17 protein-coding genes are annotated in these 16,889 nt (G+C 57.6%); 4 read left to right on the top strand and 13 right to left on the bottom strand.

The window, feature by feature from the left end:
• The 5 genes from lepA to rpoE form a co-directional block, all read right to left on the bottom strand.
• On the bottom strand, positions 1–1,800 hold the full coding sequence (lepA, locus tag D9N14_RS16560) for a translation elongation factor 4 (protein WP_290581752.1): 1,800 nt from the start codon (positions 1,798–1,800) through the stop codon (positions 1–3).
• Between the two features lie 128 nt (positions 1,801–1,928).
• Entirely contained in the window at positions 1,929–2,369 is a 441-nt protein-coding gene (locus tag D9N14_RS16565) for a SoxR reducing system RseC family protein (protein WP_290581754.1), read from the bottom strand.
• Between the two features lie 41 nt (positions 2,370–2,410).
• Positions 2,411–3,373: a MucB/RseB C-terminal domain-containing protein gene (locus D9N14_RS16570; RefSeq protein WP_290581756.1), complete on the bottom strand. Its 963-nt coding sequence runs from the start codon at positions 3,371–3,373 to the stop codon at positions 2,411–2,413.
• Positions 3,374–3,377: 4 nt separating this feature from the next.
• A complete protein-coding gene (locus tag D9N14_RS16575) occupies positions 3,378–4,058 on the bottom strand; it encodes a sigma-E factor negative regulatory protein (RefSeq protein ID WP_290581758.1) in 681 nt (226 codons plus the stop codon).
• Positions 4,059–4,127: 69 nt separating this feature from the next.
• A complete protein-coding gene (rpoE, locus tag D9N14_RS16580; protein ID WP_290581760.1) occupies positions 4,128–4,703 on the bottom strand; it encodes an RNA polymerase sigma factor RpoE in 576 nt (191 codons plus the stop codon).
• A 258-nt stretch (positions 4,704–4,961) separates the two neighbouring features.
• Here rpoE and nadB point away from each other — a divergent pair, with 258 nt between their 5' ends.
• A complete protein-coding gene (gene nadB, locus D9N14_RS16585; RefSeq protein WP_290581762.1) occupies positions 4,962–6,587 on the top strand; it encodes an L-aspartate oxidase in 1,626 nt (541 codons plus the stop codon).
• 1 nt (position 6,588) lies between these two features.
• On the opposite strand, the gene D9N14_RS16590 is transcribed toward nadB, so the two are convergent.
• From D9N14_RS16590 to D9N14_RS16610, 5 genes are read right to left on the bottom strand one after another with little or no spacing between them, the layout of a single operon-like run.
• Positions 6,589–7,491 carry an FAD:protein FMN transferase gene (locus tag D9N14_RS16590; protein WP_290581764.1) on the bottom strand — a complete coding sequence of 301 codons (903 nt, stop codon included), beginning with the start codon at positions 7,489–7,491 and terminating at the stop codon, positions 6,589–6,591.
• Between the two features lie 40 nt (positions 7,492–7,531).
• Positions 7,532–8,695, bottom strand: coding sequence for a DUF3570 domain-containing protein (locus tag D9N14_RS16595; RefSeq protein ID WP_290581766.1), 1,164 nt, complete (start codon positions 8,693–8,695; stop codon positions 7,532–7,534).
• A gap of 12 nt (positions 8,696–8,707) precedes the next feature.
• Positions 8,708–8,935 carry a DUF4266 domain-containing protein gene (locus D9N14_RS16600; protein ID WP_290581768.1) on the bottom strand — a complete coding sequence of 76 codons (228 nt, stop codon included), beginning with the start codon at positions 8,933–8,935 and terminating at the stop codon, positions 8,708–8,710.
• Positions 8,935–9,402, bottom strand: a complete 468-nt coding sequence (locus tag D9N14_RS16605) for a TlpA family protein disulfide reductase (protein WP_290581770.1) — start codon at positions 9,400–9,402, stop codon at positions 8,935–8,937. Before D9N14_RS16605 ends, D9N14_RS16600 begins: the two co-directional genes overlap by 1 nt.
• 32 nt (positions 9,403–9,434) lie before the next feature.
• Positions 9,435–11,858, bottom strand: coding sequence for a hypothetical protein (locus D9N14_RS16610; protein WP_290581772.1), 2,424 nt, complete (start codon positions 11,856–11,858; stop codon positions 9,435–9,437).
• Positions 11,859–12,195: 337 nt separating this feature from the next.
• Here D9N14_RS16610 and D9N14_RS16615 point away from each other — a divergent pair, with 337 nt between their 5' ends.
• Positions 12,196–13,194: an AraC family transcriptional regulator gene (locus D9N14_RS16615; RefSeq protein ID WP_290581774.1), complete on the top strand. Its 999-nt coding sequence runs from the start codon at positions 12,196–12,198 to the stop codon at positions 13,192–13,194.
• Between the two features lie 22 nt (positions 13,195–13,216).
• Here the strand turns inward: D9N14_RS16615 and D9N14_RS16620 are convergent, their stop codons facing one another.
• Both D9N14_RS16620 and D9N14_RS16625 read right to left on the bottom strand, forming a co-directional pair.
• Complete coding sequence (locus D9N14_RS16620; protein WP_290581775.1) at positions 13,217–13,672, bottom strand: protein YgfX; 456 nt, start codon at positions 13,670–13,672, stop codon at positions 13,217–13,219.
• A complete protein-coding gene (locus D9N14_RS16625) occupies positions 13,659–13,925 on the bottom strand; it encodes a succinate dehydrogenase assembly factor 2 (protein ID WP_290581777.1) in 267 nt (88 codons plus the stop codon). Before D9N14_RS16625 ends, D9N14_RS16620 begins: the two co-directional genes overlap by 14 nt.
• Positions 13,926–14,057: 132 nt before the next feature.
• Here D9N14_RS16625 and D9N14_RS16630 point away from each other — a divergent pair, with 132 nt between their 5' ends.
• Complete coding sequence (locus D9N14_RS16630) at positions 14,058–15,014, top strand: YgfZ/GcvT domain-containing protein (RefSeq protein ID WP_290581779.1); 957 nt, start codon at positions 14,058–14,060, stop codon at positions 15,012–15,014.
• A 47-nt stretch (positions 15,015–15,061) separates the two neighbouring features.
• Positions 15,062–15,913, top strand: a complete 852-nt coding sequence (locus tag D9N14_RS16635; protein ID WP_290581781.1) for an HDOD domain-containing protein — start codon at positions 15,062–15,064, stop codon at positions 15,911–15,913.
• Between the two features lie 84 nt (positions 15,914–15,997).
• On the opposite strand, the gene mmsB is transcribed toward D9N14_RS16635, so the two are convergent.
• Entirely contained in the window at positions 15,998–16,888 is an 891-nt protein-coding gene (gene mmsB / locus D9N14_RS16640; protein WP_290581783.1) for a 3-hydroxyisobutyrate dehydrogenase, read from the bottom strand.
• Between the last annotated feature and the right edge of the window lies 1 nt (position 16,889).

Here is a 16,889-nt window from a genome sequence, read left to right on the forward strand (position 1 = left end):
TTACTTATCCACCTTTAACACTGCCAGGAACGCATCCTGGGGAATTTCCACCCGGCCGACCTGTTTCATGCGCTTCTTACCTTCTTTTTGCTTCTCCAGCAGTTTGCGCTTGCGGCTGACGTCACCACCGTAACACTTGGCCAGTACGTTCTTGCGCAGGGCCTTCACAGTTTGGCGGGCGATGATTTTGCTGCCGATGGCGGCCTGAATGGCCACATCAAACATTTGGCGGGGAATCAGCTCCTTCATGCGCTCGGTCAGGGCCCGGCCGCGGTATTCAGCCTGATCCCGGTGACAGATGATGGCCAGGGCATCGACTTTTTCGCCGTTGATCATCACATCCACCCGCACCAGATTGCTGGGCTCAAAGCGCTTGAAGGTGTAATCCAGCGACGCATAGCCGCGACTGGTGGATTTCAGCTTATCAAAGAAATCCAGCACCACCTCACTCATGGGAATCTCATAATGCAGCGCCACCTGCTTGCCCATGAACTGCATATTCTTCTGCACCCCTCGCTTTTCCACGCAGAGCGTGATGACGTTGCCCAGAAACTCCTGAGGCACCAGGATATTCACGTCGGCAATGGGTTCGCGGAACTCCTCCACCTTAGACGGGTCCGGCAGGTCGGAGGGATTGTCCACCAGCACCACTTCACCACTTTTGAGCATCAGCTCATAGACCACTGTGGGGGCAGTGGTGATCAGGTCAAGGTCGTATTCCCGCTCCAGGCGCTCCTGAATGATCTCCATATGGAGCATGCCCAGGAACCCGCAACGGAAGCCAAAGCCCAATGCATCCGAAGTTTCAGGTTCGTACTGCAGGGAGGCGTCATTCAGGCTCAACTTGCCCAGGGCATCCCGGAAATGCTCATAATCATCAGAGCTGACCGGGAACAGGCCCGCATAAACCTGCGGCTTGACCCGCTTGAACCCGGCCAAGCTGGGCACATCCGGCGTTTTCGAATGGGTCAGGGTATCCCCCACCGGCGCTCCGTGAATGTCTTTGATGCCGGCCACCACAAAGCCCACTTCGCCGGCTTCCAACACGTCGGTTTCCAGCTGCTTGGGGGTAAACACTCCCACGGCATCCACCACATGGTCACGGCGGGTGGATTTCACCAGAATCTTCTCGCCTTTACGAATGCGGCCGTGCACTACCCGGATCAACGACACCACGCCCAGGTAGTTATCGAACCAGGAATCGATGATCAGGCACTGCAATTTACCATCGCGGTCACCCTGGGGAGCGGGGATGGTATGCACCAGGCGCTCCAGCAGATCAGGCACCCCGATTCCGGTCTTGGCGCTCACCTGGGCGGCGTCCGTGGCTTCGATGCCAATGATCTCTTCAATCTCCTGGCTCACCCGCTCCGGTTCCGCCTGGGGCAGGTCGATTTTGTTCAGTACGGGCATGACCTCCAGCCCCTGATCGATGGCGGTATAGCAGTTGGCCACCGACTGGGCCTCCACCCCTTGACCGGCGTCCACCACCAACAGGGCGCCTTCACAGGCCGACAGGGAGCGGGACACCTCGTAGGAGAAATCCACGTGCCCGGGCGTATCAATGAAGTTCAGCTGGTACTTTTCGCCGTTGCGGGCTTTGTAATACAGGGTCACGCTCTGGGCTTTGATGGTGATCCCACGCTCGCGCTCAATATCCATGGAATCAAGCACTTGTGCCGCCATCTCCCGCTCAGTCAGGCCGCCGCATTCCTGGATAAAGCGGTCTGCCAATGTGGATTTGCCGTGGTCGATGTGGGCAATAATGGAAAAGTTTCTGATGTGGCTGATGTCTGTCACAGGCGCGGTGTACTTCAAATAAAGGGGTCATAGGGAAAAACTGCGGCAATTCTACCGATTTTCACTCATCCTTGCATTAGATGAATACCGCCGCATTAACTGTCTGACAAATAAGGAAATAATCCCGGCTATTGAGGCCCGCCGCAGAGTCGGCGCAGTACCACAGGTTGATAGCGTTCATCGTGTCGATTGCGGTGGAAATGCCAGCGCAGCGCAACAAAGCCCAGCGCCAGCCCGGCCAATCCTGCCAGGGCAGTAATCAGATCCTCCCCCCAACCGGCGTCTGCCAGCAGCACCGCCACCAACATGGCCAGCAAGGGCATGAGGTAAGCCAGCAGGGAGCTCTTCACCATGATTTCTTCCGGCACGCCCACAATCACCTGGTCGCCAATGGCCACATCGATGTCGCACAGTGCCTGCATATGAATGGCGTTTCGTCCCAGCTTGGCCAACGAGCTGTGACCGCACCCTGCTTTCGCCGAGCAACTGTCACAGGCAGACTGACGGATTGTTTCGACCCAGGCGAATCCTGGGTCTGTGGCCACCACCCGGCCGGTTTCTTCAATCATGACTTCGCCACAGGGAGAGAATGAAGCCTCACTGTATCCAATCAGTGGGCATCAGCCAAGGGTTTTACACTGGCAGCGATGCGCTCAGCAGTGTCCAGGGGGATTTCCCCCACCACGGTGATCATGGCTCCGGGCAGGTTGCGATGCACGGCCACCGTGGCGCCTCGCATGCTGGAATTCTCGTTGATGGGTTGCTGGCGGGGCTCATGGAACACCGTAAAGGAGGCCAGACCGTCGGTATAGGCCCGGGTAGTGACCTCACCCTGCCCCTGGAAGCGGGCTACCCGCTGGGATTCCACGAAACCCTCTGGCAACCACTGCGGAGTCCAGTGCTGGGCCGGCGTCTGGCTGCCCTGGACGGGCATATCACCCTCCGCCAGGTTGCGGTTCAGGCCTGCCCCGGGCTCAAAATCCCCAGCGCTGAGGGTTTGGTCCAGCTCAATGTTGACGAATTCAAACACCTCCAGCGGATCACCGCTGGGGGGCAACGTCTGGGTGCGCAACAGCACACCGGATTCGGCATCCACCCACAGGCTGTAGCCGTAACGATGGCTGTCCATGGGCTCCAGGTTCAGGCGCATCGCCTCCCGGCCCGCCACCCGCTCCATACCGGAGCGTTCGAAGCGATAATACCGGGAGACCGACTGCATACCCTTCTCCAGGGCATTCCAGCGGCGAATGGGGGAGTTCACCGCCATACCTGTGGACTGCTGGGGATGCAGGCAGTAAACCGAACTGCCCTTGCGGATGATTTCGGCTGGCTCACCACTCATGTGCACCACCCGCTCCCACACCTCACCTTCAATGGGCGCATGGTAGACCTTGAGAGACACCAGCTGGCCGCCGGACAACAACACGGAGTGGCCACTGAAACTGGATTGCTTGCCGGTTTCCAGCTTGGCAATCAACCAGTCCTGTGCCGACTGGTCCGCCGCATAAACCACCGGAACCAGCAACGCCCCCATCAGTATCAGGGGGGACAACCTGAAGCACCAGCTGATCATGCCGCTACTGCCCCGCATTAACCGCAGGCGCGCTCTTCTGGGACGGTTTGATGGTCACTACTCGGGCATAGGGTGTGACGCCAGCCGCGGTATTGACGGCCGCATTACTGGAATGGGATAGGAGGTAGTAGTTCAGACGATCATCCAGCTCAGGGTTGTAGCGAATCATCTCCGGCTGCATGACGCGGTTAACGCTGGCTCCGGCGTTGCTTTGGGAAACCGCCATAATGGGGCTGTTGCTGGTGAGGGCCCGCGGGGTCAGGGTGACGGATGAGGACGCCACCGCGGGCACCTGCTGCACGGACGGCCCTGCCGCAAAATTCTGCCAACCCAGGATCACCGCCGCCGACACCGACGCGGCCACCGCCACATTGGCCAGAGGCTTACTTAAAAAGGTGGCGACAGCATTGCGCCCTGCTTTGGGGGTGGAGAGCTCGGGCTCCTGCTCCAGGGCCATTTGGACCCGGGCGGAGATGTCCACATCCATCCAGGATTGCGCCTGACCGCCGGTCTGACGGCGTATCACCGCACTGGCCAACTGGTAGCGACTCCACTTCCGGCATAATGCCTGGTCCTGTTCGATGCTGTTCAGCACCCGTCGCAATTCCAGCTCACTGACTTCACCATCCATCAACGCCGAGAGTTCTTCCGCGTTCCTGTCCAGGTCTTTGTTACCCATACTCATAACCTTTTAACCTGCTCTTTAGCCTGCTTGATACTTACTTTGTGACTTTATGACCCGGGCAGTACAGGTTCACACCCGCATGGCCTGGATACGCTTATCGATTGCTTCCCGCCCCCGGAAGATCCGGGATCGGACTGTCCCTACCGGGCAATCCATGACTTCCGCAATTTCTTCATAACTAAGACCATCAAATTCGCGTAATGTCACCGCAGTTCGCAAATCATCAGGTAATTCACGCAATGCCTCGTACACAACCTGCTCCAGCTGATCCCGCATCAACTCTTTCTCGGGATCGGCGGATTCATGCAAGGCATCGCCACCGCTGTAGTATTCTGCGTCACTGACTTCCACATCCGTGTCCGGTGGCCTGCGCCCCTTCGATACCAAATGGTTCTTGGCCGTGTTCACGGCAATGCGGTAGATCCAGGTATAAAACGCGCTGTCTCCGCGAAAACGATCCAGAGCCCGATACGCTTTTACAAAGGCGTCCTGTGCCACATCCATGGCCTCGTCCGGGTCTCTCACAAAGCGGCTGATCACGGCCAGAACCTTGTGTTGATATTTCTTTACCAGTAAGTCAAAGGCTCTTTTATCACCTTTCTGTACACGCTCTACCAACAGCTGATCGGGATGACGCTCAGCCATTTATCAAAACTCCCCATTCCGGCCCCCAACTACGATTTACGGGAGCATATGTATAAAGACCCGTAGCAGCGGGCAAAGTTCCGCGACCCTGCCGCCCGGGTTGTGTTTTCCGCATCTGGGCGGAATGCCCGCTTGGCGTGGACTCTCCGTGTATAAACTGGCGCGCCACCGGGGTTGTGGCGCTATAATAGCCCTTTTCGCGGCCCAACAGGCAGCCTTTATAACAGTATTTGGCGGTGATCCGCCGGAAAGACCTCCATGACTCGATTCAAGCACGATATTCTGATCATCGGCAGTGGCGCTGCCGGTTTGACAGCCGCCCTGCACCTGGCCCCCTTCAGCAAGGTGGGGGTACTCAGCAAGGGGCCACTCACCGCCGCCAACACTTTTTATGCCCAGGGCGGCGTGGCGGCGGTGCTGGATGAAGGGGATTCCGTGGAGGCCCACATCAATGACACCCTGATAGCGGGGGGCGGCTTATGCCGGGAGAATGCCGTACGCTTTACCGTGGAGAACGGTCCCGACGCCATTCGCTGGCTGATCCGCCAGGGCGTGGGCTTCACCCGGGAAATCCACGACGACGGCCGGCGCGAATACCACCTGACCCGGGAAGGTGGCCACAGTCACCGGCGGGTGATCCATGCGGCAGACGCCACCGGCTTTGCCATCTCCAGTACCCTGATCGAGAAGGTCCAGCAGCAGGAGAACGTCAGCCTGTTCGAATCCCGTGTCGCCATCGACCTGATCACCAGCCAGAAGCTGGGGTTGCGGGGCAAACGGGTATTTGGGGCTTATGTGCTGAACAATGAAACCCTCGAGGTGGAAGTGCACGAAGCCAAGTTCGTGCTGCTGGCCACCGGCGGTGCCAGCAAGGCCTATTTATATACCTCCAACCCCGACGTAGCCACCGGCGACGGCATTGCCATGGCCTGGCGCGCCGGTTGTCGGGTGGGCAATATGGAGTTCAACCAGTTCCACCCCACCTGCCTTTACCACCCGGAAGCGCGCTCCTTCCTCATCACTGAAGCCATTCGTGGTGAAGGCGGCCTGCTTCGGTTGCCCAGCGGCGAACGCTTTATGGATCGATTCCATGAGATGGGCGAACTGGCTCCCCGGGACATTGTGGCCCGCGCCATTGACCATGAGATGAAACGGCTGGGGGTGGATTGCCTGTATCTGGACATCAGCCACAAGCCCAAGGACTTCATCCGCAGTCACTTTCCCACGGTCTACGATCGCTGCAAAAGCCTGGGTATCGACATCTGCCAGGAACCCATCCCGGTGGTGCCGGCAGCCCATTACACCTGCGGCGGGGTGCTGACGGACCTGCGCGGCCGCACCGACCTGGGCGGCTTGTATGCCATCGGCGAGACTGCTTTCACCGGGCTGCACGGCGCCAACCGCATGGCCAGCAACTCGTTGCTGGAATGCATGGTATTTGCCATTTCCGCCAGCAAGGATATCGGGGATTTGTTGGGATCGGCGCCAGATATGCCCGCCATTCCCAGCTGGGATGAAAGCCAGGTGACCGACTCCGATGAAGCGGTGGTGATCTCCCACAACTGGGAAGAGCTGCGACGCTTCATGTGGGACTATGTTGGCATTGTGCGCACCGACAAACGCCTGCAACGGGCCACTCACCGGGTCAATCTGCTGAAGCAGGAGATCCTGGAATATTACGGCAACTTCAAGGTGAGTAACGACCTGATCGAATTGCGCAACCTGGTGCAGATTGCCGAACTCATCATCCGCTGCGCCCTTGCCCGTAAAGAAAGTCGTGGTCTGCACTACACCCTGGATTACCCCGACACCGCCGCTGAAGCGCGGGATACGCTACTGGTGCCCGGCAATTACGCGGCGGATGCCTGGGCCGACTCACCCTGATTCAGGCCAGATTCCCCAGCACCGCGCCGTGCTCATCCATGGCCATCCAGGTTAGCCCCAGCTGATCCAGCCAGGGCGGGCCTTCTTCACCTTTTAACATGGCAACGGTACAGGCCGTGCCTGCCAGCAGGCAGTGCTCTGCCAGCACCGTGACCGCCATCAACCCCCGCACCGGCCAACCGGTCTTGGGGTTGAGGATGTGGCCATAACGCTTGCCATCCACCACCATGGCCCGCTCATAATCCCCACTGCTGGCCACAGCGCCCTGCTCCAGGGCCACCTGCGCCAACACCGCCCCTTCCAGTCGGGGATGCCGCACCCCCACTTGCCAGGGTCTGCCATCCGGATGGGGCCCGATCACCCGGATATCGCCGCCCAATTCAATCAGGCCATGCTCCACCCCTTGCTGCCGGGCCACCGCCGCCGCACTGTCGGCCGCGTATTCCTTCACGTAGCCACCGAAGTCCACTTCCATGCCGGCGTGGGGAAAGCCCAGTACTGGATTGTTCCAGTCCAGCTTGTCCCAGCCGATGTGGGGCAGAATGTCTGACACTGCCTGCGCGCTGGGAACGCGCCCGGACTTGAAATCCCACACCCGCCGCAACAGGCCGGAGGTGATATCAAACAAACCGTCGCTCTGCTGCCAAAGCGTGGCCGCATAATCCAGTAAGCCCGCGGATTCGGCATCCACTTCGATGGACCCACCGCGGGCGGCGGCCTGCATGATGTCAGCCGCCAGGCTGTCGTTACGATAGCGGGAGAATTTCTGTTCCAGGCGCAGCACCTCACACTCCACGGTCTGGATCACGGCATCCGCGTTGGCGGTCGCGTCCAGGTACAGGTGCAGGGTGCAGGGGGAGCCCATGGCGTGGAAGGCATGCTTGTGGTATTCCCGCTTCGGCACCTGTACCCCCTCTTGCTGATGATCACTTTATTGGCGGAACTTAAAAACGATAATCCATTCCAACGGTCATCAAGGTGTAATCCACCAGGAACGGATTGGCAGTGGACACCGACTTCAACGCGTAATCAGCATCACTGTCGTACTGCTCAACATACAGCAGCAGGCTGTAATTGGGTTGATAGTATCCCAATCCCAAGCCATAGGCGATGGCACCATAGGGCGACAGGCGATAGTCCGATGACTGATCCCCGTCCCGGGTTCCACTGTCCGCTTCCACATAAAAATCCGCCTGGCTTTGTGAGTAGTAGCGGATTCGGGGTGAAACCCGCAACCCGGTGGTGATGGTCTGATGCCAGGCCAACTCCAGGGTATGGGCGGCAACGCCCCAGTCATCGGAGTAATAGCGGTAATCGGCGTGCAGGGCCGCCTTTATGCCGGTGAGAAAATAACGGGAACGGGCGGATATCGCCACCTGCTGCCGGCTGTCGGGGCGGATATCGCGGCTGCGATAGGGGTCATCCAGATAGCCGTCGTACAGTCCAAGATAGAGACCCACCTGGGTTTGCCACACCGGGCTGTGCACTTTGGCCCGCGCCACATAACCATTGATAAACCAGCGGTCTTCCGAGGTGACCCGGTTGATGCCCGGTTCCTGGACCGGCTCCAACTCATCATAGGAGAACCCGAGCCCTCCGGACCAGGTGGTGACGCCATCGGCGCTATCCCGCTCCATATCCAGGCTGCCATTGATGGCCTCATAATCGTCCTCGGTGGAGTAGCCGAAAGCGACGGCTTTGCTGCCCGCATTGTCGTAGCGACGTAACTCAGCCGACACATCGGTGCGCTCTTCCTTGATGCTGGCTCCGGTCATGATCAGCATGGATTCACCCTGGGGTGTTTGCACCACACTCATGGCCGAAGCACCGGTCATGGTTTCATACATGGCATCCACAGTGAGCGAGGTACGCTCCCCCAGCGGCGCCACCAGTTTAAACTGATGAGTATTGATGTCGTAGCGTTCTGTGCTGCCCACCAGCACCTTGTCGGCGTCCACATCGTCTTCCTGGTAATCGGAATAGCGATAGCCGATTTCTGTTTTGGTGGGCATTTCCGCCGCCTGTGCCAGTTGCGCAATGGCCGGCAACGCCAGCGCCGCCCCAGTCAACGCAGCCAATGCCCCGGGATTTCTTTTATTGTTATTCATGCGTTCTCTTTACTAGTAACAACCACAACCACCACCGCCGGTGCCCACACCGCCGGAAGCGCCCTCTTTAGACGTATATACGTGATCCCGAAACGCAGACTCCATAGGGTCCGGTTGCCAGGCCATTTCGGTACGGGCCAGGTCACCCCGCTGCCAGGCTTTTACCGGCGCGGTTTCACACCCGGCTAATAAACCGGCGCTGACACAACAGGCCACTAGCCAACGATAATGTCTCGTCATTAACTCCCCTCTTCCTGCAATAGTTGCTGAATCATCTTCGTGAGTTTTTCCGTATCCCCCGGTTTGAATCCGGTATGGGTTTCCCTCAAGCGACCCTGCCGGTCCAGCAGGAACGCCGTGGGCATGCCCGCCACGCCGAACTGTTCGGGGGTCCGCTGTTGACGGTCAAATAAAATGGGATAGCTGATTTGTTTATCCCGGAGAAAACGCCGCGCATCTTCCTGCGAATTGTCCAGGTTGATGGCCACCACTTCGAATCCCTGGGGATGAAACCGGCGCCGCAACTTTTCCAACTCCGGCAGGGACACCGCACAGGGCCCGCACCATGAGGCCCAGAAGTCCAGATACACAACCTTGCCTTTGACGTCTGCCAGGCTCAGGGTTCCAGCCCTATCCAGCAGGGGCAAATCAAAGTTAGGGATGGGTTGGGCGAAGGCCGTTGCCTTCCACAGGAAGACAACGGCCAAGCACAATACAGTGAATGCAGATCGCAACATCATCACAGGGTTTTCAGATACTCGATCACCGCGCGGGTCTCGGCTTCTGACAACACACCGGTGAATTCATGCCCCGTATTGCTGTTGCTGAAATCGTGGGTGTTGAAGATCTTGCGTCGATCAATCTGACTTTGGGTGCCATAGGGTTTGCTCAGGAACCCAAAGATCCAGATATCGTCTTTTACGCTGTCCAGCCACCGGTACAGAAGATTGTTGATCACCCGGTTATCGCCACTGCATTCTTCCGCAGGTGTGTCCAGGCGACTGCAAAACTCCTCATACTTCCAGCCCACCTGCTCTTCCAGATCATAGGCTGCCAGACTCATGTCGTAGCCTTTCACCCGGCCTTCCACCGGAGAATCCATACGTTTCCAGATCGCAGGACGCTCCTCCGGTTTCAACACCTGGCGCAGGGTGGGAACGGAACCATTATGGAAATATGGGGATGACGCCCACACCCCATACAGCGGCGGTGCCAGATAGCCGACCTTTTCTTCCCAGCCACACAGGCCCTGCACAGGTCGTCCTTCCGGATTAATGATGGGATAGGCAAAGTCATCCAGGTATTCCTTCAACGCACCTTTTTCACCGGGAGGCACATATCCATCCACACCATCGGGGTAGCCCCACCAGGTACTCTTGAACACTTCACGCACTTCGGGCGAAATGGACAACGCCCGCGCCGGATCCGTACCGATGATGTCCAGGGGCACCAGGTATGAGGCAACACCTTCCAGGGCCGGGTCCTCCAGAAACGCAGGGTCGTTCACGAAACGGGGGGAATAGGCGCCATGGCAACCGGCACAGGAACCGTTACCTTCCGGCCGGGGAATGGCCGCGTTGTCGGTGCCTGCCCACAGATCCCGCTGATGGAAAATAATAGCGCCCTGGCTGGCCAGCGCTTCGTCAATCTCACCGGGGAACGCCGGTGCCACCTGGGCATCCACATAAGCCTGCAGGAACTGATCCCACTCCTCCGTCACAGCCCGGCGCTTGGCACCGCTTTGCAACAGATTCACCTGATCGGCTGCGGCCATATCGATACGGGTGGCATCCACCGACAAACCACCATCAAAGAATTTGCGCGGTCGGTGACTGGAGTTCCACCAGTTGGGCATGTCCTGATTGCCGTGATAGGAATGATTGAACGGCAACTTGATGGGGTTGGGGGCCAGCGACAGGGTATCCACATCCCACACCAGGGTGAGCATGTCGAATGCACCCACCGCGTTGGACGTGCCACGGGTATTGTTCAGGGAAATAGGCAGCAGACCACCGACCAATCCCCGGGAAATATCCCGCATTAAAATCATCATGTCGGTGTTGGTATTGCCCATGCCCGGGATCGGGCCCAAACCTTCACCATCAGACTGGTGACCAATTTGTCCACCATGGCAGATGTAGCAGTTCATGCTGATGCGCCCGTTGTAGTTGCCGTCATCATCACGCCCCTGGATCAAACCCATGGGTAACTGGCCACTGCCGCCGTTGCTGTTAACCGGATCTTCACCGGGCAGCGGATAAGGGTTGGGATAGGGTGCCGGGTTGAAACCGTAGCGCTCCGTCAACAGCTGATCAAAATTCGCTGGCCGCTCTTTCAGGCCCCAGGCTTTCCAGAGGTTATTGAGCACATTGGAGGGCACGGAAAGGTTCGTCATGGCTGCGCGCTGATTAGCAAAGTAATCCCCCGCCGCCACACGAGCTTTGTAATCGCCACAGGTTTTCGGAGCCTGATCTTTCTCCGGCAAATTGACGTGGCAGTCCTGATAGAAGGAATTGAAATAAACCGCTTTCTCCTCATTGACCCCTTCCACAATCAAAGTGCGCGGGTCGGCGGGCAGGGCTGCATCATCCGCTGCGGTTTCACAGAATGCGTTCCAGACATGGTTACCATGGGAACTGCCCAGCAAGGGGAAACCATTGGGCGTGGTGGGCGGGTCCGCAGGATCGGTTGGGTCCGTAGGATCGGTGGTGGTCAGCGGGCAGCTTTCCGGTTGATCCCAGCAACTCAGCAAGGTGGCCACCCGGCCGTAAATCTCGCTGCCCTGGGGCCAGGTTTTACCACCGGAATGAGGCTCGGACGCCAGGGCGTTTTCCACCAGCAACAAATTGCTTTCGACACCACCGCCCAGATCCATCCAGGCCTGCTCGAAGCTGTTGTAGTGGCTCTGGCTGCCCAGCAACAGGAAGCGATCGCCTTCGTCGGTGTCGGCCACCCCACCGGGGGTGTGGCAGACTCCGCAGTAACTCATTTGCGGTTCGATGTACTGCTCAAAATACTGTTCTAAAGCACCTGAATTATCGCTGGACTCCACTGGCGAGGTGGTTGGATTCAGGGCTGCGGACACATCCCCATCAGCACCGTCTTCACCACTGTAGTCTCCACCGCAACCGCTGACTTGCAAACCAAGCAAGCCCACGGTCATCAGCAATATCTTCAACCTAAATGATTTTTCTGCACTTGCAATCACATTCCCTCTCCTCGACTTTCTTTTTATTTTCGTGTGCTCATCACTGGATCAAAATCCAACAACAGAGTGAGGCGACGATGGCAGGCAGGTTACAGCGGCAATAGGAAGTGTTTCAAGATTTCGACTGGCCAATTACGACACGGTCGTGCCATACTGAACCACGAACCAAAAACAACTGACCCAGCTGAGAAGTTTGGTCACGAAGTAAAGCGCGCCAACCATTCAAAGCGCGTAAAGCGAGTCATTTTTTTGCAGTCATGGAAGGTTATTGGCTGCGCTTGAGGGATGTATTATGCCTGCCCCAACAGTCGCATTTGAAATTTACAACGCGGTGTTTCAGTATCTGGAAAAACTCGGATACCCGACGGAAACACTCTGCGAACATCTTAATGTACGGTCCAGCCAGGACTACCGGATCAATGGTCGCATACCACTGTCTTTGTACGAACGGGCGCTCATTGCCGGAGAACAGATCACGCAAGATCCAGCCTTTGGCATGCGCATGGGTGGATCAGGTTTTCCTGCTCACATTGGTGTGTACTATTTTCTGTCCATGACAGCGAAAGACGTTAACCAGGTGATGGATTCCGTCAGCAAGTTTCTGCCGCTGTCGTTCGACTTCATTCGCCTGGAAATGGAAACCGACGAGGAATGCCTGCGTACGGTGTTTCGCTACCAGGGCCCGCGCCCCCATCGCCATGTGATCGAATACATGACTGCTTATTGGTACAGTGTGGCCGACCAGATGACCTTCAACACCAACAATGTACCGCGCACACTTTATCTGCAGAATGAGCAGTGTTGTGGGGATGCAGTGGTGAATGAAATTTTCCAATCCACCAAACTGCTCTTCAACCAGCCCGAGGATCGGTTTGATTTACGACTGGACAGTTTGAGTTATCATTCCAACCTGACGGATCAGAACCTGTTTAACCTGTCGGAAAGTCGCGCGGTGAATCTGTTGATGCAGTTGCGTTCCGAGGATCGCATCGCCCGGGAAATCTGTACCCATGTGACCCAGATGCTGATCGATGGCGCACCGGGCATCAATGAAGTGGCCAAGCGCATGAACTGCTCCGGCCGCACATTACAGCGTCGGCTGGCGGAGCGTAACCTGAGTTATCAAATGCTGTTGGATTATGTACGCAAGGACATGGCCATAGAGTTGTTGTGCAAAACCACTTTGCCCATCACCCAGATCGCATCGCGCACTGGCTTCGCTGATGACAGCACATTCCATCGGGCATTTCGCCGCTGGACCGGGTTGTCGCCGGGTAGCTACCGGCACTGAAGTGTTGTCTGAGCGTGGATTTTTATTGATTGGTCGTCTGCGCCGCTGGGAGGGATTGTTTGTCCGGTGCCCAGCGCAGAAACACCTGCAGACGGCGAAAGTGTTCTGGCCCCACCATGCCCGGCGTCAGCAGCACATGACGCACCGCTGAACCTTGCGGACTGGCCTTCAGACTGACACGGATAAAGCGTTGTCCCAGACGGGAATTGGCGGTGAGTTCGAATGGCCCCGCCTCCCCTTGATCGTGATAACGAATGAACCAGCCCTGCTCTGTCAACCAGACCTGTCGCACCGAACGTCGGAGCAGCAACAGACCATACTTGGCCACACTCACCAGACCGGACAGGATGAGGATCGGCAGCAATAACAGAAATACCGGCGGCAGCAGTAACAACGCTGCGATCACACTGCCATGCAGGGCAACCAGCACCAGCACAAACGACGGCGACGGCGTCAGCTCCAGATCAGGAACCCACACGGCTCAACACCAGTGACACAATATGTGCCAGGTCGGGGTCCTCCGGTTTGGAGCGATGGGTGAACCACTCGAACATATCCACGTCATGTTGCTCCAGCAGCAGCTCAAACCGTTGCTGATCTTGCGGGTTGAGCTGGGTGTAGCGCTCTTCAAAAAACGGCACCAACAACACCTCTACTTCCTTGATCCCACGGCGGCAATGCCAGCGCAGGCGGCGGATATGTTCTTCTGCATTCAAATTCTGTTCAGACATTGATAACCACTCCAATCAAGTGGCGCATTATAAATAAACCATACCCATTCAACTAGCACTGACATTTGCCCCCGGCAGCCGTATCATGGCATGCACAGCCGCACCAACACGCAGTTCAGGGGGATTCAATCCATGTGGTCGGAGTATACAAGCATCGAACATCAGGTTCCCGGTGGAACCTATATCCATGATTTGGAACAGGAAGCCCGCGTCGTCGAAAGCGGGGAACCCTATCTTGCCCTGCTGGACTGCCTGGCGCTGATCCGGGTCAGTGGTGAGGAAGCCGGCAGTTTTCTGCAGGGGCAGGTCACCTGCGATATCAACCAGATGGGTGATCAACAGGCGGTACTGGGTGCGCACTGTAACGCCAAAGGCCGAGCCCAGGCCACGTTCATCTGCGTAAAACAGGACGCCGACTATCTGTTGCTGTTGCCCTCAGACCAGGTGGCCGGCACGGTACAGGTACTCTCCAAATTTGCCATGTTTTCCAAGGCTGACGTCAGCCCGGAGCCTAACCTGTTGCTGTGCGCCCTGGGTGGTGGCTCAGCGCCCGAACTGAGCCCATTGATCGCCACGGTGTTTACCCTTCCGGAGCTAGGCACATTAGGCATTCTTGAGCCCGCGGCGGCACAGGCGCTATTGCAGGGAGCGCAGGAGAAATCGGTAACGGTGGTGGGTGACAACGCCTGGATGCTGAGCCAGATCAACGCAGGAGTTGTTCACATTACCGCCAACCAGTCGGAGCAGTGGATTCCCCAGGAAATCAATTACGACCTGATACAGGGCATCAACTTCAAAAAAGGCTGTTACAAAGGCCAGGAGATCGTGGCCCGCATCCACTACCGCGGCCAGACCAAAGTGAGAGTGTTCCCCCTGGAAATTCACGGCTGTGAGCAGGTCAGGGTGGGCGATAAAATCCTCAGTGCTGGCTACCAGGGCACCGTACTCAGCGTGGCAAAGGTGAGTGACCGCACACTCAAAGTGCTTACCACTCTGAAAACCGAGCGATCGGAATCAGAAAATCTGCAGTTAGAACAAAATGATGGCTGTGAAATCCGAGTGCTTCCGCTGCCCTATGCTATAACTTAAATAGGTTCAAACGAAATCTGTTTATGGCATAGGATGTGGAGCTGCTGATGGCGAGTATTGAAGAAGTCACCCTGCAGGAGATCAACGAACTTATCGACAACGATCGGCTGGTGCTGCCCACCCTGCCGGAAGTGGCTCTGAAAGCCAGGGAAGTGGCAGAAGATGCCAACGCCTCCGCCAGTGACCTGGCCAAGGTGATCAATAACGATGCCGCCATGACGGCCCGCATCATCAAGGTGGCCAACAGCCCGATCATGCGCGGTTCCCGCGAGATTGAAGACGTGCAGATGGCCATCGCCCGCCTGGGCATCACCTGCATTTCCAACCTGGTGACCGGATTGGCCATGGAGCAGATGTTCCAGGCCACCTCGGATCTGATTGACAAAACCATGCGGGAATCCTGGCATCACAGCACCGAAGTGGCCGGTATTGCCAACGTCATCTGTAAGCACTACACCAACCTGAAACCGGATCAGGCCACCCTGGCCGGGCTGGTGCATGAGATCGGCGTACTGCCCATTCTCACCTATGCAGAAGAATCCGACCGCCTGAATGATCCCATCACCCTGCAAAAGGTGATTCATTCCATCCACCCCAAGGTGGGGGTCAAGATCCTGCAATCCTGGGAGTTCCCGAAAGAGCTGGTGGACGTACCCGCCAACTACCGCAAGTTCAACCGCGATACCGGCAGCGACAAACCGGATTACGTGGACATTGTGATGGTGGCCAATCTGCAGACCTACCTGAACAAACCGGATCACCCCTACATCACCAAATTGAACTGGGCGGACGTTACCGCCTTTGGCCGGGTGGGGCTGGACCCCAACATCGGCGACAGCGCCGATGAGGATCTGAATGCCGAGATGGAGGCCGCCATGGCCATGCTGCAGGCCAGCTAACGATTTACGACTCGAAAGCTCGGGGGCCCATTTGGCCCCCTTTTTTATGGCGCCGGGTTAGGTGGCTGGGAGGCCGCGCTATACTCACTCCGCCTTGTCGAACCAACGCTGGATGCTGGAAAAATCCTTCATCCCCCAGCCATTGCGGCCGTGCTGGGAATACAGGCTCTTGGCCAGCGTGCCCATAGGCGTCGTGGATTGGCTCTTCAGCGCCGCCTCCATGGCCAGCCCCAGATCCTTGTTCATCAGATTCACCTGAAATCCACCGGCATAGTCCTGACTGGCGGGAGCCGTTTCCATCACCCCGGGATAAGGGTTGTAGAGTTCCAGCGACCAGTTACGGCCTGAGCTTTGCAGCATGATGTCCGACAGCACTTTCGGGTCCAGGCCGTTGTCCACGCCCAATTGCAGGGCCTCCGCAGTGCCCACCATGTGAATGGCCAGCAACATGTTATTGCAGATTTTCGCCGTTTGCCCGGCGCCGTGGCCGCCGGCATGGAACACGTTCTTACCCATGGCGGACAGAATCGGCTTGGCCCGTGCGAAGGCATCGTCATCGCCCCCCACAATGAAGGTCAGGGTACCGGCTGTGGCACCACCCACCCCACCGGACACCGGCGCATCCAAAGTGGTGATGCCTTTCGCATCGGCCGCTTTGAACAGATTGATGGCGTTCTCCGGCGCGATGGTGGAGCAGTCGATGACCAAAGCCGTATCGCTGATGGCATCCAGCAGCTTGTCCTGGTGGATGTAGAGGCTCTCCACAATGGGGCCGGAGGGCAGCATGCTGATCACGAACTCCGCGTTGGCCACCGCTGCCTGGGGTGAGTCCACCCCTTCCGCTCCCTGAGACACTACCTTGGCCTTCAACTCCGCTGACAGATCAAATACCTTGACCTGGTGGCCGGCCTTCACCAAATTGATGGCCATGGGTCCACCCATATTGCCCACGCCGATAAAACCGATTGTTGCCATT

The organism is Ketobacter sp. (assembly GCF_003671495.1).
GTDB lineage: Bacteria > Pseudomonadota > Gammaproteobacteria > Pseudomonadales > Ketobacteraceae > Ketobacter.